General features: G+C 54.7%; 19 protein-coding genes. 15 read left to right on the top strand and 4 right to left on the bottom strand.

Going from position 1 to position 26669, the window contains the following annotated elements:
- Positions 1-26 precede the first annotated feature (26 nt).
- Entirely contained in the window at positions 27-1568 is a 1542-nt protein-coding gene (locus tag E5K02_RS21710; protein ID WP_167856535.1) for a sensor histidine kinase, read from the top strand.
- A gap of 56 nt (positions 1569-1624) precedes the next feature.
- Positions 1625-2068, top strand: a complete 444-nt coding sequence (locus tag E5K02_RS21705; RefSeq protein ID WP_135397920.1) for a response regulator — start codon at positions 1625-1627, stop codon at positions 2066-2068.
- A gap of 158 nt (positions 2069-2226) precedes the next feature.
- Here the strand turns inward: E5K02_RS21705 and E5K02_RS21700 are convergent, their stop codons facing one another.
- A complete protein-coding gene (locus E5K02_RS21700) occupies positions 2227-2802 on the bottom strand; it encodes a ribonuclease HII (RefSeq protein WP_135398261.1) in 576 nt (191 codons plus the stop codon).
- A gap of 118 nt (positions 2803-2920) precedes the next feature.
- Positions 2921-3163: a hypothetical protein gene (locus E5K02_RS21695; RefSeq protein WP_135397918.1), complete on the bottom strand. Its 243-nt coding sequence runs from the start codon at positions 3161-3163 to the stop codon at positions 2921-2923.
- A 444-nt stretch (positions 3164-3607) separates the two neighbouring features.
- Between E5K02_RS21695 and E5K02_RS21690 the strand changes: the two genes are divergently transcribed.
- The 13 genes from E5K02_RS21690 to E5K02_RS21630 all read left to right on the top strand — a co-directional run bounded on the left by E5K02_RS21690 (position 3608) and on the right by E5K02_RS21630 (position 24222).
- Entirely contained in the window at positions 3608-4189 is a 582-nt protein-coding gene (locus E5K02_RS21690; RefSeq protein ID WP_240737396.1) for an NUDIX domain-containing protein, read from the top strand.
- Between the two features lie 59 nt (positions 4190-4248).
- Positions 4249-5097: a lysophospholipid acyltransferase family protein gene (locus E5K02_RS21685; protein WP_135397916.1), complete on the top strand. Its 849-nt coding sequence runs from the start codon at positions 4249-4251 to the stop codon at positions 5095-5097.
- A 26-nt stretch (positions 5098-5123) separates the two neighbouring features.
- Positions 5124-5411 carry an Asp-tRNA(Asn)/Glu-tRNA(Gln) amidotransferase subunit GatC gene (gene gatC / locus E5K02_RS21680; protein ID WP_135397914.1) on the top strand — a complete coding sequence of 96 codons (288 nt, stop codon included), beginning with the start codon at positions 5124-5126 and terminating at the stop codon, positions 5409-5411.
- Between the two features lie 9 nt (positions 5412-5420).
- The gene (locus E5K02_RS21675; RefSeq protein WP_135397912.1) at positions 5421-8468 is read left to right on the top strand and encodes a tetratricopeptide repeat protein; all 3048 of its coding nucleotides are present in this window, start codon (positions 5421-5423) and stop codon (positions 8466-8468) included.
- 11 nt (positions 8469-8479) lie between these two features.
- Complete coding sequence (locus tag E5K02_RS21670; RefSeq protein ID WP_135397910.1) at positions 8480-9202, top strand: ABC transporter ATP-binding protein; 723 nt, start codon at positions 8480-8482, stop codon at positions 9200-9202.
- An 86-nt stretch (positions 9203-9288) separates the two neighbouring features.
- Entirely contained in the window at positions 9289-9840 is a 552-nt protein-coding gene (locus E5K02_RS21665; RefSeq protein WP_135397909.1) for a cob(I)yrinic acid a,c-diamide adenosyltransferase, read from the top strand.
- Positions 9841-9906: 66 nt separating this feature from the next.
- The gene (locus E5K02_RS21660; RefSeq protein ID WP_135397907.1) at positions 9907-10971 is read left to right on the top strand and encodes a branched-chain amino acid aminotransferase; all 1065 of its coding nucleotides are present in this window, start codon (positions 9907-9909) and stop codon (positions 10969-10971) included.
- A 115-nt stretch (positions 10972-11086) separates the two neighbouring features.
- A protein-coding gene (gene prfB, locus E5K02_RS21655; RefSeq protein ID WP_135397905.1) for a peptide chain release factor 2 occupies positions 11087-12164 on the top strand; the annotation gives its coding sequence in 2 pieces (ribosomal slippage) (positions 11087-11137 and positions 11139-12164; 1077 coding nt in all).
- 291 nt (positions 12165-12455) lie between these two features.
- On the top strand, positions 12456-15641 hold the full coding sequence (locus tag E5K02_RS21650; RefSeq protein WP_135397903.1) for a SusC/RagA family TonB-linked outer membrane protein: 3186 nt from the start codon (positions 12456-12458) through the stop codon (positions 15639-15641).
- Positions 15642-15701: 60 nt separating this feature from the next.
- A complete protein-coding gene (locus tag E5K02_RS21645; protein WP_135397901.1) occupies positions 15702-17195 on the top strand; it encodes a SusD/RagB family nutrient-binding outer membrane lipoprotein in 1494 nt (497 codons plus the stop codon).
- A 206-nt stretch (positions 17196-17401) separates the two neighbouring features.
- Positions 17402-18712 carry a cytochrome c gene (locus tag E5K02_RS21640; protein WP_167856534.1) on the top strand — a complete coding sequence of 437 codons (1311 nt, stop codon included), beginning with the start codon at positions 17402-17404 and terminating at the stop codon, positions 18710-18712.
- 667 nt (positions 18713-19379) lie between these two features.
- On the top strand, positions 19380-22556 hold the full coding sequence (locus E5K02_RS21635; RefSeq protein ID WP_240737395.1) for a SusC/RagA family TonB-linked outer membrane protein: 3177 nt from the start codon (positions 19380-19382) through the stop codon (positions 22554-22556).
- Between the two features lie 136 nt (positions 22557-22692).
- Complete coding sequence (locus tag E5K02_RS21630; protein WP_240737394.1) at positions 22693-24222, top strand: RagB/SusD family nutrient uptake outer membrane protein; 1530 nt, start codon at positions 22693-22695, stop codon at positions 24220-24222.
- A 71-nt stretch (positions 24223-24293) separates the two neighbouring features.
- On the opposite strand, the gene E5K02_RS21625 is transcribed toward E5K02_RS21630, so the two are convergent.
- Positions 24294-25022, bottom strand: coding sequence for an SDR family NAD(P)-dependent oxidoreductase (locus E5K02_RS21625; RefSeq protein ID WP_135397895.1), 729 nt, complete (start codon positions 25020-25022; stop codon positions 24294-24296).
- Between the two features lie 120 nt (positions 25023-25142).
- A complete protein-coding gene (gene hslU, locus E5K02_RS21620) occupies positions 25143-26555 on the bottom strand; it encodes an ATP-dependent protease ATPase subunit HslU (RefSeq protein WP_135397893.1) in 1413 nt (470 codons plus the stop codon).
- Positions 26556-26669 lie beyond the last annotated feature (114 nt).

The raw sequence follows: 26669 nt of genomic DNA, 5'->3' as shown, positions 1-26669 counted from the left end.
ACCTCGTCCTTTCGTAGCTGTGCTGCATGAAGCTCAAGCTTTCTACCAAACTATTTGCAGGCTTCCTGGTCATTTCGGCCCTGTTTGCCATGGTAGTTTTCGTTAACTACCAACTCTCCCGTCAAGTACTGCGCAACTCCGAGAAGGTGCAGGCCTCCCAGCTTATCACGGGCGAGGCCTCCGCCCTGTTTCGCAATATCATTGACATGGAATCGGGCTTCCGCGGCTTCATGCTGATTGGCAGCGAAGCCGTGCTCCAACCCTATTACCAGGGGGAGCAGGAGTTGCTACAGCGTTTTACGGCCCTGCGCAACCAAATCGACATCGATGACCCGCAGTACGCCCGGATTCTGCGCACGCAGCGCCTCTACCAGCAGTGGTCGGCCTATTCCCACCTGCTGATCAGCGAAAAGCGGGAAGCCCGCCGCCGCAATCCCAACCAGATTGGCATGGAGGGCATGGAGCACCGGACCCTGGCCGAGAGCCTGACCGGCAAGCAGATCATGGACCAGATCCGGGTGCTGTTTGCCGGCTTCGAGCGGACGGAGCTGGCCGAGCGCGACAAGGTGCGCCAGAAGCTGGAAGACAGCATCAAGCAGACGCGCCTGATTTCCATTATTGTCACGGTGCTGGCCATTGGCATTGGCCTATTGTGGGCCTCCTACATCACCCGCCTGATTGCCCAGCGCATCGATATGATGGTGGGGCTTTCCACCCAGATTGCCACCGGCGACTACACCACCCGCATTCAGGATACGGCCCAGGATGAGCTCAGCGAGCTGGCCGACTCGCTCAACGTTATGGCCCGCACCATCGACTCGACCATTACCCAGCTGGAACGGCGCAATCAGGAACTCGACCAGTTTGCCTACGTCGTGTCGCACGACCTGAAGGCCCCGCTGCGGGGCATCGAAAGCGCCTCCCGGTGGATAGAGGAAGACATGGGCCAGGACGTGCCCGAGCATATTCGGGAGTTTCTGCTGTTGATGCGGACCCGGGTGCACCGCATGGAAAACCTGATCAGCGGCATTCTGGACCTGGCCCGGATTGGGCGCACCAAGCAGGCCGATGAGCGCATCAACGTGCGCGAGCTGCTAAACGAAATTATCGACTCCCTTGCTCCCCCGCCCGGCTTCCGCATCGAGCTGCCCACTTACCTGCCCACAATGGTTTCTAATCGGGTGCAGCTGGAGCAAGTATTCACCAACCTGATCAGCAATGCCCTCAAGTACCACGATCAGCCCAACAAAGGAGTGGTGCGCATTGGCTGCCGCGAAGACCGGCAGCAGTACACTTTCTCAATTGCTGACAACGGGCCGGGCATCGACCCGGAGTACCACGAGCGGATCTTTATTATTTTCCAGACCCTGGTAGAGCGCGACACGCTGGAAAGTACGGGAGTAGGCTTGGCTATTGTCAAGAAAATTGTGGAGCGTCAGGGCGGCACTATTCATGTCGAATCGACAGAAGGCCAGGGGGCTACCTTTACTTTCACCTGGCCCAAGGAGCGGGCCCCGCAGGCAGAACGCCGTTTGAGCAGTGTTCCGCCGGCTTCTAAAACCGTCTGAATATTAAAACTCCCGTATAGAGGAGGGTTTAAGTCCTGATTCTACTCCTCTTCCATATGTCTACCGACGCTTTTGCCCCCAGCATTCTCCTCGTTGAAGACGACCAAATGGACATTATGAACGTGCAGCGCGAGTTGCGCAAACACGACATCAATGTTCCCTTACACATTGCCAAAAATGGCCGGGAAGCCCTGCACCTGTTGCGCGGCGAAGGTGGCCAAACCCAGATCAGCAAGCCCAGCGTGGTGATGCTCGACATCAATATGCCCCGCATGAACGGGCTGGAGCTGCTGGACAATCTGCGCTCCGACCCCGAGTTTGTCGGCCTGAATGTCTTTATAATGACGACCTCCGACTTGGAAACGGACCGCCTCAAAGCCCGGGATCTGGCCGTGAGTGGCTATATCATCAAGCCGCTGAATTTTGACAAGTTCGGGGAAGGTGGCTCGACGGTTGATGGCTTTAGCCTTTTCCTGGACTTGCTCCGGTTAAAAGACTGAGCCTTTTCACCCGGCATTCCAAACGCCATTCCTGTGCTTGCAAGCAGCGTGAAGCAAGTCGCCGGCGGCACAACTATAGTCTGTTACCGCAAAGCCCTGTACTCCTGCGGGAGTACAGGGCTTTTCCGTTCTGAAGGCACGGCACATTTCCCTGTTGGCTACAGCAGCCGAAAACCCATCCGGTGATGCTCGGAAGGCCCATACTCCCGGATAGCTGCCCGGTGCTTTTCGGTGGGGTAACCGGCATTTTGCTCCCAGCCGTACATCGGGTACTCCAGGGCCAGGGCCTGCATTCGGTCGTCGCGGAAGGTTTTGGCCAGCACCGAGGCGGCGGCAATGCTACGGTAACGCCCGTCGCCCTTCACAAAACAAGTATGCTCAATGCTCGGATAGGCCCGGAAACGGTTGCCATCCACAATCAGGTGCTCGGGCCGCTGGCGTAGCTGGTCCACGGCCCGGTGCATGGCCAAGTAGCTGGCCTGGGCAATATTGATGGAGGCAATTTCGTCGGTATTGGCCTCTGCCACGGCCCAAGCCACTGCTTCCCGGCAGATTTCCTTCCGGATTACCTCCCGGCGCTTGGCCGTCATCAGCTTCGAGTCGTTCAGGTAAGCTGGGGCAAAGTCAGGGGGCAGGATAACGGCGGCAGCAAAGACGGGGCCGGCCAGACAGCCCCGGCCAGCTTCGTCGAGTCCGGCTTCCAATGGAAGCCCGGTGTGGGAGGCAAGCAGCATCATGCCGCGAAGGTACTGTGCCTGGCCGGCGCTACCCAATACCCGGGACAAACAAAAAGGCCTCCCCGGCAGCCGTAGCAACCGGAGAGGCCCTTTTTAGGAGAGATATTACTACTTCTTAATGGCGGCCAGCGGTGGTGCCAGCATCGGGGGCGTCGGGCTCGCCACGGCGGTTACCTTGCTTGTCACGAGGGCCTTCGTCAATGGCGTCGTCCTCGTCGGTGGTTATATATACGTTGGTAATGGGACCAAGGCCCCCCGTATTCTGGGCCAACTCGGCTTCGGCTTGCGCGTGCTTCAGGTTGAACAATGGGTCTCCGGGTTGGGACTGAGCGGACTGATTTTTGGGTTGATTTGCCATAAAAATATCCGGGGCCGGCTGGGATGTAAACAACCGGTTTCTGACTGGTACGCGCCCCGTAGTGTTGGGGTTGAGCCGGAGCGGCCAGAATCGGCCTACAAGATTTTGGCTTAGGCAGCCGAACGGAATGGGCACAAAAAAAGCCGCTGCTCTAGGCAACGGCTCTTTATTTTGCACCGACCGGTAGAAATTCATCCACCCTACTCCTTGACCCGGTCGGAGCTTACACAAACAGAGACTTCCTTTCCACAACCTCTATTTGTGCTGGTTCCTTTCTACGACAAAACTACTTGCTCTCAGACATTTATTGCGCCGTTTTTTGTCAAACGCACCTCCTTGCCCGACTAACCCAGCTTGTGGCCCGACGGACGTTGAATACCCCGCTCGGCTACGTCCGAAATTGTACCTTTGCCATGTTTCGCCTCTTAATTATTCAGCTTTTCTATGCTTGCTACCCCTGCTCCCGACTTCGATGAAATGCATAATCCGTGGCAAACGCTCAGCTCGGAAGTAAAATACCACAACCCCTGGATCCGGGTCCGGGAAGATCAGGTAATCAATCCGAAGGGCGGCCGGGGCATTTACGGGGTGGTTTCCATGAAAAACAAAGCTTTGGGTATCATTCCCGTGGATGCTGAGGGCAATACCTGGCTGGTGGGCCAGTACCGTTATGCCTTGAATGAGTACTCCTGGGAAATTCCAATGGGTGGCGGCCCGGTGGAATTGGACATTCTCGAATCGGCCCAACGGGAGTTGAAGGAAGAAACCGGCTTCACGGCCCGCCGCTGGACCAACATTGCCCGTTTGCATACCTCCAACTCAGTAACCGATGAAGAAGGCTTCGTATTTCTGGCCGAAGAGCTGGAAGCCGGGGAGGTAGAACCCGAAGAAACCGAGGACTTGCGGTTATGGAAACTGCCGCTGGCCGAAGCAATAGCCATGGTCATGGATAACCGCATCACCGATTGTATCAGCGTGGCGGGCCTGCTCAAGGCGGAGCGTATTTTGAGCAGCCGCCGGGGCTAAGCGGGCCCAACCCGTCGGGACACCGCCGCTCCTAAGTTTCTAGCTCGTATTTTTGCCGTATGCGTCGACTGTTGCGTTATATCTGGCACCGCATCTACACTACTTGGAGCACCTTCTGGTTTGTGCTGCCCTTTGTAGTGACCTACCCTATCCAGGTGTTGCTGGGTCGGCGCCCCTCGCTGCATAAACACCTGCATGCTATTAACCGGGGCTGGTCGGCTTTTGCTATCCGGATGTGGGGCATGCCCGTAGACATTGTGCGCAAAAAGCCGCTGCCCCGGTCGCAGCCCTGCATCTACGTTTCCAACCACAGCTCCTACATCGACATTCCGGTGCTGTTCAAGGCCATTCCGGGCTTTTTGAACATTATTGGCAAAAGTGCCCTGGCCAAAGTGCCGCTGTGGGGCCCCGTCTTTGGCAGCGTTTACATCACCGTGAACCGTAACAGCGCTGTGAGTCGGGGCCGGGCGATGGTTCAGGCCAAGCAAAGTCTGGAAGCGGGCCGCTCGGTTGTGATTTTTCCGGAAGGCACCATTTCCAAAAAGCCGGGCGAGGAAATGATGCCCTTCAAGGACGGGGCATTTCAGCTGGCCATTGCCACGGGCGTACCCATTGTGCCGGTTTCGATGCCATTGAACCACCGGTTCATGCCCGATGTTGGCGGTATCCGGGTGCGCTACACTCCATTGCAGGTCGTCATTCACGAGCCTATCTTCACCGAAGGACTTACCATTGCCGATGTGCCCCGTATCCGGGACCAAGCTTTTCGTACTATTGCCAGTGCCTTTCGCCCCGAAGCGGCCGGTATTCCGGAGCCTTCCCGTATTCGTCGGCACCGGCCGGCTTCAACCACGGACACAGCCTCTGCGGCGGAAACCAACACCGAACTAGGGCTACCCCGCTCGTAATCTGAACATTTTACTTTTTCCTTACCGTGAGTACCGATTTATCAACCCTGCGCAAACTGGCCCACTTGTCCCGTCTCGAGTTTGACGCCACCAAAGAGCAGCAAATGCTGGGCGACCTGAACAAGATTCTGGACTGGGTAGCCCAACTCAGTGAGCTTGACACGACCAACGTAGAGCCCCTGGTGCACTTGTCGCACGAAATCAACGTGCTGCGGCCCGACGAGGCCCGGAACTCGGTGAGCCACCAGGAAGGCCTCCGCAACGCTCCCCGCAAGGATTCTGACTACTTCCGCGTACCTAAAGTACTGGAATAACCCCTCGCCTTGACCCTTCTTCTGCCGTCTTCCCGCTCTACTGGCTGGCGCAGCGCCCTGTGGGCTCTGGGCCTGGTTGCCAGCATTTCTTTCGGCCTGGCCGTTTATTACTACTTCACTGGCAACGATTTCACTTTGCCGGTGCAGCAAATAGCCCAGCTCAAACCCGTGCCGGCGGTGCTACAGCACGTGCGAATCGGGCTTGATGAGTTGCCCATCCGGGTCAATGGGTACCTGGTCACGGAAACACATGACGTTATTGGCCCCTTTGTCCGGCCCGACGCGGCCGTTATTCTTCTGGGCCTGGTGGCGGCCTGCCTGGTGTCCTACCTGGCGGTTGTCAGCACGCTGCCCCGCCTGTCCTTCGTGGCCGGTATGGCCTTGCTGATGTTTCTGCTGATGTCGTTCAATGCTGACATGCTCGGCATTTTCGACTCGCGGGAGCAATACTTCCTGATTCTGACTTTGTTGGCACTGGGCGTGCCAGCGTACGTGTTTCACGCCTTCTGGCAGGACGTATCGTTTGGTCGCCGCCTGCTCTCCTTTGCCCTACTCGTGGCGGGGCTGAGCTTCTTGCTGTTCCAGCGCAGCGACAATCCAACCGATACCACGGCCCTGCACCTAATCAGCTATGCAACCAGCAGCGGAGCTGCTGCCGTAGCGCTGTTGGTACTATGGCTTGGCATCGAGAATATCTACGGCCTGCTCTGGTTTAATACGCAGGCCGAAAACCCCGGCAGCCGCTTCGGATTGCTGCCGTTCCTGCTGGTCAGCAGCCTGTATCTGGGTACCTTGCTGATGTACTACTGGAACAACGGGGAGCTGCTGATTCTGCCCGGCGTCCAGCTCGACCCGCTGGTATTGCTTCTGCCCGCGGCCGTTATCAGCTGGCTCAATCTGCGCCGCCGGGCCGCTACCTACGGCGACTGGGTGCCCTTTGAATCGGCCCAGGCGCTGCTGCTGATCTTGTTTACAGTGGCCACCGGGTTTCTGGGCTTCGCCTTTGCCACGGCCAACGACCCGCTGCTGGCTGCTGCCCGCGACTTTACCGCCCTGGCCCTGCTAGCCGTGGGGGCGGCCTTTCTGCTGTACCTTCTCTTTAACTTTGTTACGCTCATCCGGCAGAAGCTCCGCGTGTTTCGGGTGGTGTACGAGCCGCGGCGCCTGCCCTTCTACATTGTGTATGTAGTCGGTACCGGGGCGGTACTGGCCGTGGAGATGCGCAACAACTTTTATGTAGTCGACCAAGTACAGGCCGGCTACTTCAACAATGTAGGCGACCTGACCCGACTGCAGAGCGAAGAGCAGCCCAACGGTGAGGGCCTGGCCTTGCTGGCCGAGCGCTATTATGCCGAAAGTGACGTGCTCGACCAGCACAACCACCGCGCCACTATGGGCCGGGCAGCGCTGTATCATTTCCGCTCCCAGCGCCAAAACGAAATCAATGCCCTACGGCGGGCGCTGAGCCGGGCTCCTTCCGAGAAGATTTCCCTGCGCCTGGCTGCTTTATACAATGAGCCCGGTGACTTTTTCGACCGCCTACAGGTGCTGCGCCAAGGCCTGAAAAACACGCCCCGCAGCTTTTTGCTCGCCAACGACCTGGCCCAGCTCTATACCCGCTCTGCCCTAACCGACTCGGTTGAACACTACCTGCAGCGGGCCGAGGCCCTGGCCCCTGGCAGCGAGACGGTGCAAGCCAACCGCCTGGCTTTCCTGCTCCAAACCCAACAAACCGCCGCCGCCCGCCAGCTGATAGCCGAATCGAAGGCTACGGGCGCCGCCTGGGCTAGCAATGTTTCCCTGCTCGGCTTGCTAACGGCCGAAGAAAAACCGGCTCAAGCCGTTGCTCCCGCCTCCCCGGTACTGACAACGGCGGCGTTTGCCCACGTGTACCACAACAGCCTACGCCGCGCCGCGCTGGGCGACACAAGTCAGTTGCCGCTGTTGACCCGCCTTGCCGAGCAGCCAGAGAATAGTGCTTACCTGGACCAGCTCACCTTCCTGCGCGCCCTTACTCAACACTATGGGGGCCAGGCCGTGGCCGCTCAAAGTGTGCTGCTGCCACTCATGAGCAGCAACTCCACGGGTAGTGCCTACTACCAGAACCTAGGGGGCCTGTGGCTATTGGAACAGGGCCTCTACGGAGGGGCCTCGGCTCGTTTTGCTGAGGCGGGCCGTAATGGGTATCCGGAGGCATACCTGTTCCGGGCCTACGCCCAGGCTTTGCTAAGCCAGACTGACTCCGCCCGGGCCTCAGGTACTAAGGCATTGGCAGACCAGACCTTTGGCACGAGCCGCCGGGCCCAGCAGCTTCTGCAAATACTTAACCTGGATTTTAACACCCAATATCCCACCGCGCCCGATTCAATAAAAGCCCAGTACCTAGTGCTGCGGGGCTATTCGCTGCATCCGGAAAGCCTGATTCCGCGCGCCGCCGCCTTGGGCTCGGCCGCTTCGCGCGAGGCGGCTCTGCTGGCTCAGATTCCCCGGGCCGTTCGGGCGGGCCAGCTGGCCGCGGCTCAACAGGCAGTGGAACTGTTTGCCCCCAAACCTACTACCAAGACTGCCGCAGCTTCGGCCTGGAACGTGGTGCGTGGGCAAGTTTACCTGCAAAGCCAACAGCGGGAACCGCTGCGCCTGCTCTTACAAAACGCCTACTTCGTCCGCCAAGACCGGCCTTATCAGCTTTACTATCAGGCTGCCGTGGCCCGCTTGTCAAATAATAAGTCTCGCGCTACGCAGCTGTATGCGCAAGTAGTGCGCCAAGCCCCCTTCCTGGAAGAAGGTATTGTAGCCGCCGCCGATTTCTACCTGAGCCAGGGGCAGGACATGCCGGCCTACAATGCCCTGCTCAAAGGCCTGGACTACAACCCCGAGTCAGTGCCCTTGCTCAAAGCCTACACCCTGGCGGCCATTCCAGCCGGCTTAAGCGAATATGCGGCGGCCTCCCTGGAAAAACTACGCACGTTGCTTTCACCCGCGGAATACAGTACCTTTCTTTCGCAGTACAACGCGCGGCGGGCCACTCAAGCGGCTTCCGCTACCCCTTGGAACTAACCTAGCGGCCTATGCTACCTCCTGTAATTGAAACGCACGACATTGCGAAGGAATACCAGATGGGCACCGAGCTCATTCAGGCCCTACGGTCCGTTACCATCACGATTCAGCGGGGTGAGTACGTCGCCTTCATGGGGCCTTCCGGCTCGGGCAAGTCGACGCTGATGAACATTGTCGGGTGCCTCGATACGCCTACCCGGGGCAATTATATCCTCAACGGCAAGGACGTTAGCCGCATGACCGACAACCAGCTGGCCGAAGTGCGCAACAAGGAAATTGGGTTCGTATTTCAGACCTTTAACCTGCTGCCCCGCGCCAGCTCCCTCGACAACGTCGCGCTGCCCCTGATCTACGCGGGCTACAGTAAAAGTCAGCGGGAGGAAAAAGCTATGCTGGCCCTAAAAAGCGTAGGCCTCGACACCCGGGCCAAGCACAAGCCCAACGAGCTGTCCGGTGGTCAGCGCCAGCGGGTTGCTATTGCCCGCGCCCTCGTCAACGACCCCAGCATTATCTTGGCCGACGAACCGACGGGTAACCTCGATACCAAGACGAGCTACGAAATCATGGACTTGTTTGAGGCCCTCTACGTGAAGGGAAATACCATTATCATGGTAACCCACGAAGAAGATATTGCTCGCTACGCCCACCGCATCGTGCGCCTGCGCGACGGCCTGGTAGAGTCCGACGCTGTCAACACCGATATTGCGAATCACCACTCGCAGCTGACTTCTTAGGCCAGAGCCCCGTCCATTGAGCTGACTTTTTTGTTCATCCTCTTTACTGCAACCTCAGCTCCTGCTATCTGTCCTTCGCTCACGGCATGAAAATCTACACCAAAACCGGCGACAAGGGGCTTACTTCCCTTATCGGCGGCACCCGCGTTCCAAAATCCAGCCTGCGTATTGAGTGCTACGGCACAGTCGATGAGTTGAACTCCTACATCGGCCTTGTGCGCGACCAGGATGTCAATGCCTCCCGACGCGACTTGCTCAAGGAAATTCAGGACCGGCTCTTCACGATGGGCGCTTCCCTGGCCTCCGATCCGGAGAAATCCAAGATGAAAATCCCGGATTTGCACGAAGAAGATATTCTGCTGCTGGAGCGTGAAATGGACAGCATGAATGAAAACCTCCCCGAGCTCCGAGTGTTTATCCTGCCAGGTGGCCACGCGTCGGTGTCGTATGCGCACGTAGCCCGCTGCGTATGCCGTCGGGCCGAGCGGCTGGTAATTGCGCTTCGCGAAGACTCCTTCGTGGCCGACCTAGTACCCATGTATCTTAACCGGTTATCGGACTACCTATTCGTGCTAAGCCGGCAGATGGCGCACGATTTAGGAGCCGAAGAGGTTACCTGGAAACCGCGCCTCTCCTAGGCCCGTTTCAGGAATATTCCTGCTTTCTCCCACCCGCACTTTTCCCACTCTCCCACTCTCCTGCATATGCTCGACACAATCACTATTCGGACCCAGCGCACCACGGCTTCGCGTCTCCAGCAGCTGGATCCTGACCGCCTTGAATTCGGCAAGGTATTCTCCGACCACATGTTTGTTGTCGACTACCAGGATGGCGAATGGCAGGAACCCCAAATCGTGCCCTATGGCGACATGGCCGTAAGTCCCGCCAATTCGGCCTTGCACTACGGTCAAGCCATTTTTGAGGGCATGAAGGCCTATAAAAATCCCCAGGGAGATATTGCCTTGTTTCGCCCCTACGATAACCTGCAGCGCCTTAACCTTTCGGCGGAGCGCATGTGCATGCCCGCCATTCCGGAAGAGCTATTCATGCAGGGCCTGTCCCAGTTGATTCGCCTGGACGCCAACTGGGTGCCCGATTCGCCCGGTAGTGCCCTCTACATTCGCCCGTTCATGTTTGCCACCGACGGATTCATTGGGGTTCGGCCTTCGGACAACTACCGCTTCATGATTTTCACCTGCCCCGTAGGGTTGTATTACAACAAGCCACTGCGGGTGCGTTTCGAAGAAAAGTTTGTGCGTTCTGCTGAAGGCGGCGCAGGTTACGCCAAAGCCGCCGGCAACTACGGTGCCGCCATGTGGCCCACCAAGCTAGCCCAGCAGGAAGGCTACCATCAGTTGCTCTGGACGGATTCTTCCGCCCACCAGTTTATTGAGGAATCAGGCACCATGAACGTAATGTTTGTGATTGACGGCCGCGTTGTCACTCCCGCCCTGAGCACTTCTATTCTGGATGGTATTACCCGTAAGAGCGTTCTGCAAGTTGCCCATGACCTGGGCATGCCTGTAGAAGAGCGTAAAGTATCGGCTACTGAGATTATGGCTGCCCAGGCCAACGGCACCTTGCAGGAAGCGTTTGGGGTGGGCACTGCTGCTACCATTGCCCCTATTGCCGTTATTGGTTTCCAAGGCCAAGACTATACCCTTCCAGCCCCTAGCATGACCTCTTTCTCGCAAAAAGCTAGTGCTATTCTGAGTGCTATCCGGACGGGTGAAGCACCCGATACGCACAACTGGATGGTGCAAGTGTAGCCCTTAAAAAACCTTGCTAACCAGTAAGCGCCCGTCCCTGAATATAATCGGGGGCGGGCGTTTTGCATTAGCTACCTTTGCTAAACACCCTATTGTTCATCATTCATTTTTTCCAATGACCCAAGATCAGGTTAAGGAATTGAAAGGCCGTGCTGAGGCCTTGAGGAGGTACCTTTGACTACGACAACCGTAAAGCACAGGTCCTAGAGTCAGAAAAGCAGACAACTGCCCCTGGCTTCTGGGATGATTCAAAGAAAGCGGAGGCTCTCCTCAAAGAAATAAAGACGGTAAAGGTCTGGACCGACGACTTCGAGACGGTAGAAAAGGCGGTTGGAGAGGTAGAAGTTCTCTTTGATTTTTATCGGGAAGGCGACGTTACGGAAGCGGAACTTCAACAGGAATTCGAGGCTGCTCAGAAGCAGGTAGAGCAACTGGAGTTCAAACGCATGCTTTCCGATGAGGAAGACCAGCTGTCGGCCATTGTCGACATCAACCCCGGTGCCGGAGGTACCGAAAGTCAGGATTGGGCTGAGATGCTTATGCGCATGTATATCATGTGGGGCGAAAAGCACGGTTTTGCGGTGCGTCAGCTTAGTTATCAGCCTGGAGAAGGTGCGGGTATTAAGTCAGCTTCCCTTGAAATCAATGGTGACTTTGCCTATGGCTACCTAAAAAGTGAAATCGGGGTGCATCGTCTGGTACGCATATCGCCTTTCGACAGCAGTGGCCGGCGTCACACCTCCTTTGCTTCCGTTTTTGCTTATCCTGTGGTCGATGAAACGATTAACATCCAGATAAATCCGGCCGACATCACCTGGGACACATACCGGGCCGGCGGGGCTGGCGGGCAAAACGTCAATAAAGTTGAAACTGCCGTTCGGCTCAAGCATGCTCCCTCCGGTATTATCATCGAATGCCAGATCGAACGCTCCCAACTTATGAACAAAGAGCATGCTTTACGGATGCTTAAATCCCGTCTTTATCAGATTGAGATGGATAAGCGCAATGCGGAGCGGGACAAGATTGAAGCTGGAAAAAAGCGAATTGACTTTGGTTCGCAGATCCGTAATTACGTTCTGCACCCCTATAAGCTTATAAAGGACCTACGCACCGGCATTGAGCGCACCGACGTCCAAGCTGTGCTAGATGGTGACTTAGATGAGTACATAAAAGGCTTTTTAATGCAAAACTAGCCAAAGTACTATATTTGATTTCTTGGGCAAATCTGCATTTTTACGCTAATAGAAATCATTTTTTCCCGCACAAACCTCTATCTTTAAGATTGGATCTGTGCGGATTAGGCATGTGTTAGTAGCACATTACTTTTAACGAGGTTGGATACAAACCCAAGAGCGGGGAAGTTGAGCATCCTACCCTATGTTTCCTAAAAGTTGCTAAATGGTGTTTTTACCGCTATACTTGCCCTATTCGCCCACTTTCACAACTATTTTCTTCACCTTTTCACTCACCAAACCAACAGTCAAATGAAAAAACTCTTATTCATGGTCATCCTGCTGATGACTAGCCTGTTGCAGCAGGCCATCGCGCAGGACCGGGCCATTTCTGGACGGGTTACTGACCGTGCCAACGGGCAAGGACTACCCGGGGTTACCGTGCTGGTTAAGGGTACCACAATTGGTGCCTCGACCAACTCGGATGGTACGTACACCCTGAGTGTACCAGCGTCTGCTACTACCCTTTCGTTTACCTCTATCGGTTACGTTTCGGTTGACCGTCCTATTGGTACCGCTTCCACTATCGATATCGGTCTGAGCGCTGACACCAAGCAACTTGGCGAGGTAGTAGTAACAGCTCTGGGCCGCGAAGAGCAGAAGAAAAGCCTCGGTTACGCTGTACAAGACGTACAGGGCGCTGAACTGACCCAAGCTCGTGAAACCAACGTAGTTAACTCGTTGGCCGGTCGTGTAGCTGGTGTGCAGATTTCGAACAGCACCGGTGCTGCCGGTAGCTCGTCGCGTATCGTAATCCGTGGTCCTAAATCAGTACAAGGCAACAACCAGCCTCTGTTCGTGATTGACGGTCAACCGATTGACAACTCTAGCTTCTCTAACTCCGGTGCAGGTGGCGGCATTGACTACGGCAACGCTGCTTCGGACTTGAACCCAGACGACATCGAGTCGATGACGGTACTGAAGGGCGCAAATGCTACTGCCCTGTACGGTGTACGTGGCTCTAACGGTGTGGTAGTTATTACGACCAAATCGGGCCGCAAAGCTCGTGGCCTGGGTATCTCGCTGAACAGCACGACTTCATTTGAAAGTGCTCTGACTATACCTGATCTGCAGAACGAATACGGCCAAGGCAACAACGGCGAATTCTCGTATGTTGATGGCCAAGGCTCGGGTGTAAACGATGGTAGCGACGAAAGCTGGGGTCCTCGTTTTAACGGTCAGTTGATTCCCCAGTACAATTCGCCCGTAGTAAATGGTGTGCGCCAGGCTACTCCTTGGGTAGGCCCCGGCAAAGACAACCTGAAGAAGCACTTCTTCGAAACCGGCCGTACGCTGACCAACAACATCGCTGTTAGCGGTGGTAACGAGAAAGCAGGTGTTCGTGTATCGTTCACCAACCTCGACAGCAAAGGTATCCTGTACAACACCTACCTGCGTCGTAATACGGTAAACGTGAACGGTGGTGCTGACATCACAAGCAAGTTCAAGGTTAGCACCAACATCAACTACTCGGAAACCCGTGGTCGTCGTCCTGGCCAAGGCTACGATGAGTTGAACGTAATGCAGCAACTCTACACGTGGTATGGCCGTCAGGTTGATGTACGTGACCTGAAGAACTACTATGAGAGTGGCCAGCGCAACTACAACTGGAACTCTAACTACCATAACAACCCGTACTTCGTACTAGGCGAAGCCACCAATGATGACCAGCGTGACCGTATCATCGGTAACCTGACCCTAACCTACGCTCTGACCGATTGGCTGAATCTGACTGCTCGTACCACGAACGACATTTACAATCAGTTCAACCAGCGTCGTGTGCCAATTGAAACGATCAGCAACGACGTCCAGGATGACTACACTGAAGAGCGCATCCGCGTATTGGAGCGCAACACGGAATTCCTAGCTACGGCTAACCGTAACCTGACCGAAGACATCAATTTGGACGTACTGCTCGGCGCTAACCGTCGTGACGCAGAATTGGACCGCAGCCAGATTGCTGCTCCTGAATTGGCTGTCCCTGGCCTGTTCACGCTCGGCAACTCGGCTTCTCCGCTGGTAACCGGCAACAACTTCGGCACTTCCAACAGCAACAACGGTGGCATCCTGAACCCCGTTCAGAACCGTCGCGTGAATAGCGTATACGGCTCGGGGCGTATTGGCTATAAGAACTGGGCCTTCCTAGGTGGCTCCTACCGAAATGACTGGTCTTCTAACCTGCCCGCTAATGCCCGCTCGTTCGGCTATGGCTCGGTAGACGCTTCGGTGGTTCTGACGGATGCCTTCGGCATTACAGACTCTCCTTTGTCATTTGCTAAGATTCGTGCTGGTATCGCTAATGCTGGTAACGACGGCACCTTCGCATACCAAACTCAGGATATCTTCACGGGTGGAACTGCTTTCGGAACAGACCCCGTACAGACGATCTTCAACACTTCGTACAACCCAAACCTGAAGCCTGAGAACACTGCTTCTTATGAGGCTGGTGTCGAAGTACGTTTTCTGAAAGACCGGATTGGTTTGGATGTAACGGGTTACAAAACCGTTACCACTGACCAGATCATCACCGTACTGACTTCTGCTTCGGCTGGCTATACTTCCAAAGTATTGAACGCTGGTGAAGTTACAAACCAGGGTATCGAAGCTATCCTGACGGTTGCACCCTTTGCTGCTGAGAGTCCCTTCCAGTGGAACATCACTGCTAACTTCGCCGCTAACCGCAACCGTGTAGTGAAATTCGACGACGAAGGCCTGATCAAGAACTTTGTAATCGGTTCGTCTGGCTTCAATACTAACATTGAAGCTCGCGTAGGTGAGCGTTACGGTGCTATCTTCGCTACCGGCTTCCTCAAAGTTCCTGATGGACAGTATGCGGGTCAGCTAATCCTTGATGCTAACGGCCTGCCCCAGGCAGATCCAACTCGTCGCACTCTCGGCTACGCTACTCCCGACTGGATCGGTGGTATCACCAACCGTTTCGGTTACAAAGGCATGGAACTGAGCTTCACTATTGACACCCGTCAGGGCGGCGAGTTCCAGAGCGAAACTGTGATGTGGGGTACTTACGCTGGCTCGCTGGCTAACACGCTCGAAGGTCGCGAAGGCGGCCTGGTAGCTGCTGGCGTACTGCGTAACGCTGACGGCAGCTTCCGTCCGAATGACGTGCGTGCCACGGCTGAAGACTACTATAAAGCTTACGGCTACATCGCTGGTCGTGAAGGCTCGGTACTCGACGCTTCTTTCGTAAAACTGCGTGAAGTACGCTTCGGCTACCAGCTCCCAAAATCTCTCATTGAAGGAACCTTCGTAAAAGGTGTTGGCGTTTCTTTCGTAGGTCGTAACCTGTGGCTGATCAAGTCGAACGCTATGGGTCTCGACCCCGAGACTTCGTTCAACAATGGTAACGCTCAGGGTCTGGAATCGACTCAGATTCCTTCGGTTCGTAGCCTCGGCTTCAACATCAACGTGACGCTGTAATGTTTAGAGAGCCACCGGTTTCCCGGTGGCCCTTTTACCCTCCTTCTTAACTCTCACATCATGTTTACAAGATACCGCAAACTTGCACTGGTATTGCCTTTTGCGCTGGCCTTGGGGGCTTGCGAAAAAGGGCTGGATGCAATTGGTACCAACCCTAACAACGCTACTGTTGGGAACCCAGCTTACGTATTGACCAATGCGCAGCGTTCGAACGTTTACCGTTTGTTCGATATACCTGTGAATCAGGACGGCGGCTTGCTTATCGTACAGCACTGGGCTAAAGCTCAGTACACCGAAGAAGACCGTTACCAGTTCCGTGATGGTTCGTACCAGAGCATCTGGGATGGCTTCTACGCAAACGGCCTGCAGGACTTCAACTACCTGGTAAAGCAGGGGGAAACAACCAACAATCCGAATCTGCAAGCAGTAGGATTGATCATGCGCAGCTACTTCTTCTCGGTGCTGACCGATGTGTACGGTGACATTCCTTACAGCCAAGCCTTGCGTCTGCAGGAGAACATCATTACGCCTAAGTATGACCGTCAGGAAGATGTGTACAAAGGTCTGCTCGCTGATTTGAAGCGTGCTAGCTCCCTTGTTGACGCCTCGGGTTCATCTGTAGGTGGTGATATCATCTATGGAGGCGACATGGACCATTGGAAGCGTTTCGCTAACTCACTACGTCTGCGTCTGGCCATGCGCATCTCGGATGCCAATGAAGCCCTGACCCGCACGGAAGTAGCCGAGCTGCTGAACGGTACTACGCCCCTGTTCCGCAATAACGCTGACAATGCTGAGTTTGTGTTCTTGGCTGCTACGCCTAACACGAACCCTATTTATGAGAACCGTCTGACCCGTGATGACCACCGCGTAAGCCGTTCTCTCACGACTGTACTGTCGCGTCTGAATGACCCCCGTCTGCCTATCTACGCTAACCCAGCTGAATGCGCTGGTCCGAAGACAGGTAACTTCGCCGGTCCAGACTCTACGGGCTTGTACCGTGGCATTCCTAACGGCTTGACTACTGCCAATGCTAACGCCTTCGGCTCGTTGTGCAGCAGCTCGAAAGTAGGTAGCTACTTTACCTCGGCGGAAGCTCCTGGCGTGCTGATGACGTATGCTGAAGTATTGTTCTTTAAAGCAGAGGCTATTGCCCGTGGTTATATCACTGGTGATGCGTCGGCTGAATACCGCAATGCTATCCGTGCTTCATTAGGTCAGTACGGCATTGATGCTGCTGGCGTAACGGCTTACTTGGCTCAGCCCTCTGTTAACCGGACTATCACGGCAGCTAACTACCGCGAAGTTATCGGTACCCAGAAATGGATTGCCCTCTATGGTCAGGGTGTTGAGGCGTGGTCGGAATTCCGCCGTCTTGACTATCCTCGCCTGAGCCCTGCGAAGTCGCCTGCTGCTGCTGCTGCTGGCAAGTTCCCAGTACGTTTCCGCTACCCCACCAACGAGCAGTCTGTAAACGCGGCTAGCCGTGCTGAAGCAGTAGCTCGTCAGGGTGCTGACGTAATTTCTACCAAGCTGTGGTGGGATAAGTTCTAATCCACTGCTTCGAGTACAATAAAAAAAGCTCTCCAGAAATGGAGAGCTTTTTTTATTGTACCTACCAGCTACCGAGTAAGCTTCGTCCTGTTACAAGCCGAACAATAGGTATCTTTGGAATAGTCTTCGCCATTGTGAAGAACTGACCTTCCACCAAGATTGTACTTGTGCTAAGCTACTCTCCTCTTTCACTCAATGTTTTACCAATGTCGCGCTTGACAACAGGTTTTGGTGTATTTGCCTTACTGTTTACACTCGTAGCAAGGGATGGCATGGCGCAGTCGGCGCGGCCGGTAACCTATACTGAGCATATTGCCCCTATTATAGCTGCCAACTGTGTCGTTTGTCATAAACCAGCCGGGGCCGCACCTTTCTCTCTGCTGACTTATCCGGATGTAGCTCGCCGGGCAAAGACTATTCAGCATGTTACCGAAACCCGGTATATGCCGCCATGGAAGGCTGATCCCCACTACGTCTCCTTTGCTAATGAACGCCAATTGACCGATGAGCAAATTCAGCTCATCAAGACGTGGGCGGGAACCGGCGCGTTGAAGGGTCCTGACAAAAAAGCGCCCGTTCCAGTGGCGGCAGCTGGGGTCAACTTAGGTAGTCCTGATCTGGTGCTCAAGCCTAAGCAGGCCTTTCGGATCAAAGGAGACGGCAACGAAAATTTTGTATTGTTCAAAATCCCCTTCGAGCTGCCGGCTGAAAGAGCAGTACAGGCCATTGAGTTTGCTCCCAACAACCGTCGGCTCCTGCACCATGTCAACTATGCGGTGCAGAAGGTCGGGCCTGAAATTGATATTTACAAAGGCAGCGACTATGTGGTTTCAGACCAATTCTTGAGTAACATGCGGGAGTTTCAGCCTCTCATGAAAGAGGTAGCCTACTATGGCGGCTGGATTCCGGGTAGCACAACGCAGACCTTCCCTGCTGGTGTTGGCTTTACAATGCCTAAGCGCGGGGTTATCCTCCTGACAGTGCACTACGGTCCTTCGGCCATTGATACGGCGGACTGGTCGCAGGTCAAGATTCACTTCACCAAAAACCCTATCAAACGCGAAATTCAATCCGTAAGCTTGGGTTCCGCGGGCATTGGCAAAATTGATCCGCCCCTTATCATTCCGGCTGATAGCGTCAAGAAGTTTCGCATACGTTTGGAAGTAGCTCAGGATCTGTCTCTGTTGTATGTATGGCCCCACATGCATTTGCTCGGCAAATCATTCAAAGCATGGGCTACTACTACCGATGGCAAGCAGATCAACCTTATCAATATTCCAGAGTGGGACTTTCGTTGGCAGGAAGCTTACCGATTCCGCCAAATGCAGCATTTGCCAAAAGGCTCAGTGATTATGGTAGAAGGAGTTTATGACAACACTGCTAATAATCCAAATAACCCATTCAGTCCTCCTCGTATGGTTATTTCGCAAGACCTTATGGAAACTCGCAGTGAAATGCTTAACCTCATCATGCTTTATCTTCCTTATCAAGCAGGAGATGAGAATAAGAAAATATAACTAGTTCTTTCAGATATCAGAGTGCAAAGGCACCGTAGCGGCGTAGATGATGACGTTGCTACGGTGCCTTTGTAGTTATTTACCTCTAGGCCCGTGCCTTTGAGATAAAAACCTAGAGCACTAACAGAAAGAACTATTCCCAATTAAGCGCCATATCTATCAACTCATATCGCACTTGCGCATCAGCAGATTACCCTGGCCTGATGTGGCGGCGGCGTAGGGCTTACAGTAAGAACATACCTAAACCATCTTTATCGGCACCGCCCGCCCATCTTCCTGCTTTCGCTCTTGATTGCGGACTATAGAAGTCATGTCTTCTCTTGAACAAGCCAAGAAACACAATACCTTATCATTTTAATCAGCCAATATCAGGCAAAGATGATATACTGATAGTTGATCTTTTAATAATTATTAGTCAGAGACAACACACAATATTTATAAAAATAAATTATCAAAATAGTTATAGTTTTTATTAAAACCAAATTAAAGACTTTATACAAAAAGCGCCTATTAACCTCGGAATTGGCAAGCTCTACGAGGTATTCGCTGACAATACGGTAAAAATAAACAGTAACGAAGATTAGGTTTAAGTCAACTATACCTATTTTTAAGGAGCTAAAGCGGTCCTTTCGCCCCGCCTAATATTCCAACCCAAACTTTTTTCTGCATGAAAAAAATTCTATTCATGAGTCTTTTGCTCATGTTCACCTTATTACAACAGGTGACAGCCCAGAACCGGAATATCTCCGGGCGGGTAACAGACCGTCAGACAGGTGAAGGCCTGCCTGGGGTTACGGTTCTGTTGAAGGGCACTTCCAATGGAGTATCAACGAATTCGGATGGCACGTATGCGCTGAGTGTGCCATCGGCTGGCGGCACGTTGATTTTCAGCTCCATCGGGTATATCCAGACCGAACGTGCTATTGGTACGGAGGATCAGGTAAATATTGGCTTAGCAGTTGACAGCAAAACGCTGAGTGAAGTAGTAGTAACTGGTTATGGTACGCAGGAGCGTCGGGATGTAACGGGCTCTATTGCTTCCGTACAGGGCGAAGCTGTTGCCAACTTAGCTACTCCGAGCTTTGCCCAGCAGCTGGCTGGTCGTGCGGCCGGTGTGCAGGTACAGGCTCCCTCGGGCTTGCTAGGCCAGCAGCCCCGCATTCAGATCCGGGGTACCAACTCGATTTCCTCGGGTACTTCGCCCCTGATTGTGGTGGATGGTCAGCCTATTTTCACGGGTAACACCAGCGCATTGGGCGCAGGCTTCTCGAACGCCCTGGCCGACATCAACCCCGCTGACATTGAGTCGTACGAAGTTCTGAAAGACGGCTCTTCGACTGCTATTTACGGTTCGCGGGCTGCCAACGGCGTAATTCTGATTACCACCAAGAAAGGTAAGCTCGGGCGTACGTCGGTTTCTTACGACACCTATTTTGGTGTTGCTCAAACCCTGAAGCGCTACGAAGTGCTCGGAGCTCAGGACTTCATTACCATCAGCAACGAGAAGCAGCGTAACGCCACCACGGCTCCTATTACGACTCCGCTCGCCGCGCCTTTCTATGACGCCAACGGTAACCTAGTAAGCACCGACTGGCAGGATGAAATTTTCCGCACGGGTTTCCAGCAAAACCACGTGGTTTCGGTTTCGGGTGCCAGCGACAAAACTAACTTCTACTTCTCGGCCGGTTATACCGACCAGGATGGCGTTGTAAAACAGAACTCCTTACAGCGCTTCACCTTCCGCTCCAACGTTGATACGGAAGTAAAAAAGTGGCTGCGCGTAGGCATGAACCTCGGCTTGAGCAGAACCCAAACCCTGGGCCTGAACACCAGCCCCAACGCCCTGTCGGGTAACGTAACCAACGCTTTGTCGTTGTTCCCCAACGTACCCGCTCGTAACCCCGATGGCACGCCTTACCAGGATGCTGGTGGCGCTATCGGCCAAGGAAACAATGCCACCGGTATTTCCTTCGCTTACACGAACATCATCTTCCCGCTCGAGAACAACATCTACCGTTCCATCGGTTACCGTATCCTGGGCAACACCTACCTGGAAGTTGAACCCGTAACGGGCCTGCGCCTCCGCTCACAGATTGGTACGGACACCCAGATGAACGACGACTTCCAGTACCTTGATCCGCGCGCTGGTGACGGCCGTGGCGTAAACGGCTCGGTTTTCCAGAGCTTCGGTCCTTCCGTTCGGTGGAACCTGGCAAACACGGCTAGCTATAGCACGACCTTCGCTGATGTTCACAAGATCAATGCTGTAATCGGTACGGAATTCCAGAAGACCAGCGACTACTTCTACCAGGCTAACGGTACGGGCCTGTCGGACCGTGCTCTGGGTCCGAATGGTATCGTTTCTAACACACTGTCTACTCCCACCATCTTCGGTGGTAACAGCGAAAACGGTCTGGCATCGTACTTCGGCCGTTTGAACTACTCCTTCAAAGACCGCTACCTGATCAGCGCCACCCTACGGGCTGATAAACTGTCGAAACTGCCCCCAGCTACCCGTCTGGGTTACTTCCCCGGTGGTTCCTTGGGCTGGCGTGTATCGGAAGAACCTTTCTTCAAAAGCTCGGGCCTGACTTCTTTCTGGAGTGAATTTAAGCTGCGTGGTAGCTACGCTCAGGTAGGTAACACCGACCTGGGTGGTGCCATCTCCGACCAGTACCCCTACATTGGCCTCTATGGCGCTGGCAAATACGGCTCGCAAAACGGTCTTGCCTATACTCAGTTTGGCAACGACCGGTTGAAGTGGGAAACTTCCAAGAAAACCGACTTCGGTATTGACCTGGGCTTCCTGAATGGCCGCATCAACGTGGTAATGGACTACTACGAAAACAACATTGATGGTGCTATCCTACGCGTTAGAACGCCTCTTTCGTTGGGTGTACCCGGCAACAGCACGTACCGTGCTAACGTAGGCTCGCTCTACAACAAAGGCTTCGAGGTAAGCATCAACACGCAGAATATCCAGAAGGAGAACTTCACGTGGTCGACCAGCTTCAACTTCTCGACCAACAAGAACAAGGTGACGGCCCTGAGCAACAACGAAGACATCGTTGCTCCCTACAACATCACCCGCGTGGGCGAATCTATCGGCGCTCTGTACGGCTACGACTACCAGGGTGTAAACTCTGCTAACGGCTACCCTATCTACCGTCGTGGCAACGGTACGCTGATTCAGGCCAGCACCGACCGTGGTGCCCGTCAGAGTGCTTATTACCTCTACGACCCCAACAACCCGGGCGCAGCTCTGGTAGCCACGGCTCCCTTGGCTACGAGCGACAAGTTCATCCTGGGCCAGACCAACCCTAAGTACTTCGGTGGTCTGTCGAACACGGTTACCTTCAAAGGCTTTGATCTGGACGTATTCTTGCGCTACAGCGGTGGCAACAAGATTTTCAACCAGAGCCGTCAGCAGCTGCTGCGCATGGACTTTGTGAACAACTCGACCGAAATCCTGGACCGTTGGCAGAAGGAAGGTGATATCACCAACACCCCCAAAGTTGTTCAGGGTAATGGTGCTTTCATCAACCAGGAAAACAACGCACTGACCCGCTTCGTGGAGAAGGGTGACTTCATCCGTCTGCAGAACGTGACCCTGGGTTATACCCTGCCCCAGCGTTATACCAGCGTAGTTAGCTTGAGCCGCGTACGCCTCTTCGTACAAGCTCAGAACATTGCAACCATTACGGGCTACAAAGGTGTTGACCCCGAGGTTAACTCCAATGCCAACTCAACAGACAACACGATTGTCAACCAGCAAGGCGGTGTCGATTACAACAGCAACCCACAGCAGCGTGTGTTCACGGGCGGTTTAAATGTTGTTTTCTAAACTTTGCTACTGAAATCATATGAAAAATTTCATCAATTCTTTCCCCAAAGCACGTTTCGCGGCTTTAGCTCTTACGGCAACTTTAGGGCTGAGTGCTTGCGATAAAGAAGTAACGGACCTGTTGCCTCAGACGGCCTTGACTGAAGGAGATGCCTTCACAGATCCTGCCCGCATAGCCCTGGCCGTAACCGGTGTGTATAACGCCGCTCAGTCGGGTTACTATGATCCATTGAACGGTCTTGGTCTGGCAGTTCGGGGGTATCCTTTCGGAGGTGCTGCTAACGCTTTGGATGATGCCCGTGGCGAAGACATTTCGGATATGGCCGGCTTCTTTGGTCTTGTTTTCGCTAACACGATCAACCCGTCCAGCCCGAACGTGGTAAACATGTGGTCGAACCTATATTCGGTCATCAACCAAGCCAACGTTGCTATCGACGGGGTTCGCAAGGCAGCAGCCAGCGGCCTTATCAGCGCTCAGCAGGCCGCCGACTACGAAGGTGAGATGCGCTTCCTGCGGGCCTTGTCGCATCACGAACTCGTGATTCACTTCTCCCGTCCTTACTCTGATGGTAAGGGCAGTCAGGCAGGGGTTCCCTACCGGGATATTCCAGTTAACACCGTTGCCGGTCTAGAACTAGCCAAAGCACAGGGCCGTGGTACTGTAGCTGAGGACTACACCAAGATGCTGGCTGACCTGGACTATGCGGAAACCAATCTGCTGGGGACTCGGGCCGGTAGCCTGCGCGTAGCTCGGGCCACGAAGGGTGCGGCTATTGCGTTGAAGCAGCGCTTGTACCTGCACCAGGGCGAGTGGGCTAAAGCAGTAGCCGAAGGCGATAAGCTGATTGCCGGCACAAACGGCTTCCGTTATGCCCTGGCGGCTACGCCCCGGGCCGCTTTCCCAGGTGGAATTGTCGTAACGGCAGAGAACATCTTCTCCATTGAGAACAGCTCTGATGACAATGCTGGTGTAAACGGCGCCTTGGCGAACGTATATGGCTCATCGGCTACCATTGCAAACGGTGGTATCAATGGCCGCGCTCTGTTGGCTGTGAGCCCGATTCTGTACAACGCTCCCTTCTTCACCTGCGCCGATACTCGTCGGACGGAGTTGATGCAGCAGGACCGTGGTCTGCGGGTTGCTGCTTACGTAATCAGAAAGTATACGGATGCCACGACCAGCAGCGACTTTGCTCCGCTCATTCGCTACGCAGAAGTTCTGTTGAACCAGGCGGAAGCTCTTTCGCGCCTCGGTGGCACGACCAACGAAGCACTGGCCCTGACCCACTTAAACAGCGTGCGTAACCGCGCCGTTGCGGCCGCCGACCGCTACGCTCCGGGCTCCCTGACTGGCACAGCTCTCACGCAGGCTATCCTGAACGAGCGTCGTATCGAGTTCGTAGGAGAAGGCTTCCGTTGGGACGACATTCACCGCTTGTCGGGCGAGAAAACCTTCAGCCCCGTACCCGGTGGCGGTATTCCCGCTAAGATCGACGGGAACGGTGGTCAGCTTACGAAGTATGACTTCTACGCCTGTGGTTCTGCTACTGCAGCTCCGGCTCCGGCCATTGCAGCGGTTCCATATTCTAGCCCGCTGTTCTTGTGGCCTATTCCAGCCAGCGAACTGACGACCAACCCTAACATTACTCCGAACCCCGGGTATTAATTAGCTAGGTTTCCCACAAAAAAGCCCTCACTACGCGTAGTGAGGGCTTTTTTTATGGCTTTGAAATTTGGTTATAGGTCGGCTAAGCGTAATACCACTGGCTCGTCCTGGCTTCGGTTTCCTTGCAGCCACTGCACAATTCTGGTCGCTACCTCGTCCGGGGAGGCTAACTTGCCTTGGCTGTGATAGTCGCTGAAGCGGTCTGCCTCGCTGAAGCTACCCGGATCGGCAGCCCGGATGTGCTCTTGCATAGCGGTATCGATAACGCCGGGGGACAAGCTCCGAATCCGGACCCCGGTACCACGGATGTTCTGCTCCTTTTGAGCAGTGGTCGTGAGGGCCTCCAAAGCAGCTTTGGAGGCGCAGTAAGCAGCCCAGCCGTCAACGGGGCGCTGCGCGGCCCCGCTGCTGATATTGAGAATGGTACGCGGCACACTCAGGCCAGAATAAGCGCTTAGAAAGGTGTTCATCAGCATGGCCGGGGCAATGACGTTTACGTCGAACACAAAGTTGTAATGCTCATTGGCCTGCTCTCCCACATACCCGATTTCACCGACTACAGCCGCATTATTGATGAGTGTGATACTAGTAGCGTCGGCCAAAAGCGGGAACACCTTATGCAGGTTATTTTCGACAGCGGCAATATCGGATAAGTCGAGCGGCTGGTGTATGTAGCGCTCATGCTCGATGGCAGCGTGGCGGGAAACCCCAATAACGCTGGTACCGGGCTGATGCAGGATGGTTTCGGCCAACGCCTTGCCCAGTCCACGACTAGCGCCGGTGATGATGTAGTAATGCATGAGAAAGAGAATAAAACAGTGAAGGAGGCTGCTTACTACCTGAGTAAACAGCCTCCTTCATGCGTTACGTAGGGGCCAGGCCACCCGTTGGCCCCGACCGGCTATTTTCGAGCCGACCGTTTACAGAATATATTGGCTCAGGTCGCGGTTGCGGACCATATCCCGCAGGCGCTCTTCCACCAATTCGCGGGTGACCTGGATGCGGGCGTGGGCGCCAATAACGTCGGGCACGTCGAAGAGGATGTCGTTGAGCAGGCGGCTCATGACCGTGTGTAGGCGACGGGCGCCAATATTCTCGACCTCAGAGTTTACCTCGAAGGCAATTTCAGCCAACCGCTCTAGGGCCGCATCATCGAACGACAGCTCTACTTCTTCCGCTTTGAGCAGGGCCTCATACTGCTTGGTCAGGGCATTCTTTGGGTCTTTCAGGATGCGGAAAAAATCGTCCTTGGTCAGGCTTTGCAGTTCCACGCGGATGGGGAAACGCCCTTGCAGCTCCGGAATAAGGTCGCTGGGCTTGGCTACATGGAAGGCACCCGCGGCAATAAAGAGAATATGGTCGGTGTGGATAATACCGTATTTGGTGCTCACGGCACTGCCCTCCACAATAGGCAGCAAGTCGCGCTGCACTCCTTCGCGGCTTACATCGGGGCCTCCCCCACCCTTGCCTGCCCGGCTGGCTACTTTGTCGATTTCATCGATAAAGATGATACCCGCATTCTCGGCCTGGCGGATAGCTTCGTCTTTTACCTCATCCATATCGATGAGCTTGGCGGCCTCCTCGTCCAGTAGAATCTTGCGGGCCTCAGCAATGGTAACTTTCCGCTTACGGGTCTTCTTGGGTATCATGCTACCCAGCATATCCTGCAGGCCCGAAAGTGAGGCCTCATCCAGGCCAGCCGGGCCACCGACTACGCCGATACCGGGGGTGTTGCTCTGCTGCACTTGAATGTCAATCTTACGATCCTCAAGCTCCCCGTTGCGAATCTTAAGGCGAAATTTCTCCCGGGTCCGCTCGTTTAGCTCATAGTCCGACTCAGGCATACCCCCTTCATTGCCAAAGCCCAGGGCCGGTTTGGGCGTGCTCAGGCTGCCGCCTCCCGTAACGGGCGGAATCAGGGCGTCGAGGATGATGTCTTCCACTGTCTGGGCGGCGCGGCTTTTCACTTCTTCCTTGCGGCGCTGCTTCACCATGTTCACCGACTGCTCGACCAAGTCGCGCACCATGCTTTCCACATCGCGGCCCACGTAGCCGACTTCCGTAAACTTGGAGGCTTCGACTTTGGTGAAAGGAGCATCAGCAATGCTAGCCAGGCGCCGGGCAATTTCGGTTTTGCCTACGCCGGTAGAGCCAATCATCAGAATATTATTGGGCACGATTTCCCGCTGCATGTCGAGGGGAGCGTGTAAGCGGCGCCAGCGGTTGCGTAGCGCAATAGCGACGTGGCGCTTGGCGTCGTGCTGACCGATGATGTACTTGTCGAGTTCGGCAACAATCTGGGCCGGGGTGAGAAACGTGGCGGAATCTAGCATAGGTGGAGAGAGGTGCGGGATGGTAAAAGGACCGCAGTTCCCATTACCAGGAACTGCGGCAGAAGGTTGGTAGCAAACAGCCCCGGGCGGGCAAGGTTATAGGAGAGGAATAGA

It is taken from the genome of Hymenobacter metallicola (assembly GCF_004745645.1).
Classification (GTDB): domain Bacteria; phylum Bacteroidota; class Bacteroidia; order Cytophagales; family Hymenobacteraceae; genus Hymenobacter; species Hymenobacter metallicola.
Note: the sequence above shows the minus strand (reverse complement) of the source record. Positions and strands in the feature narration are given on the sequence as shown.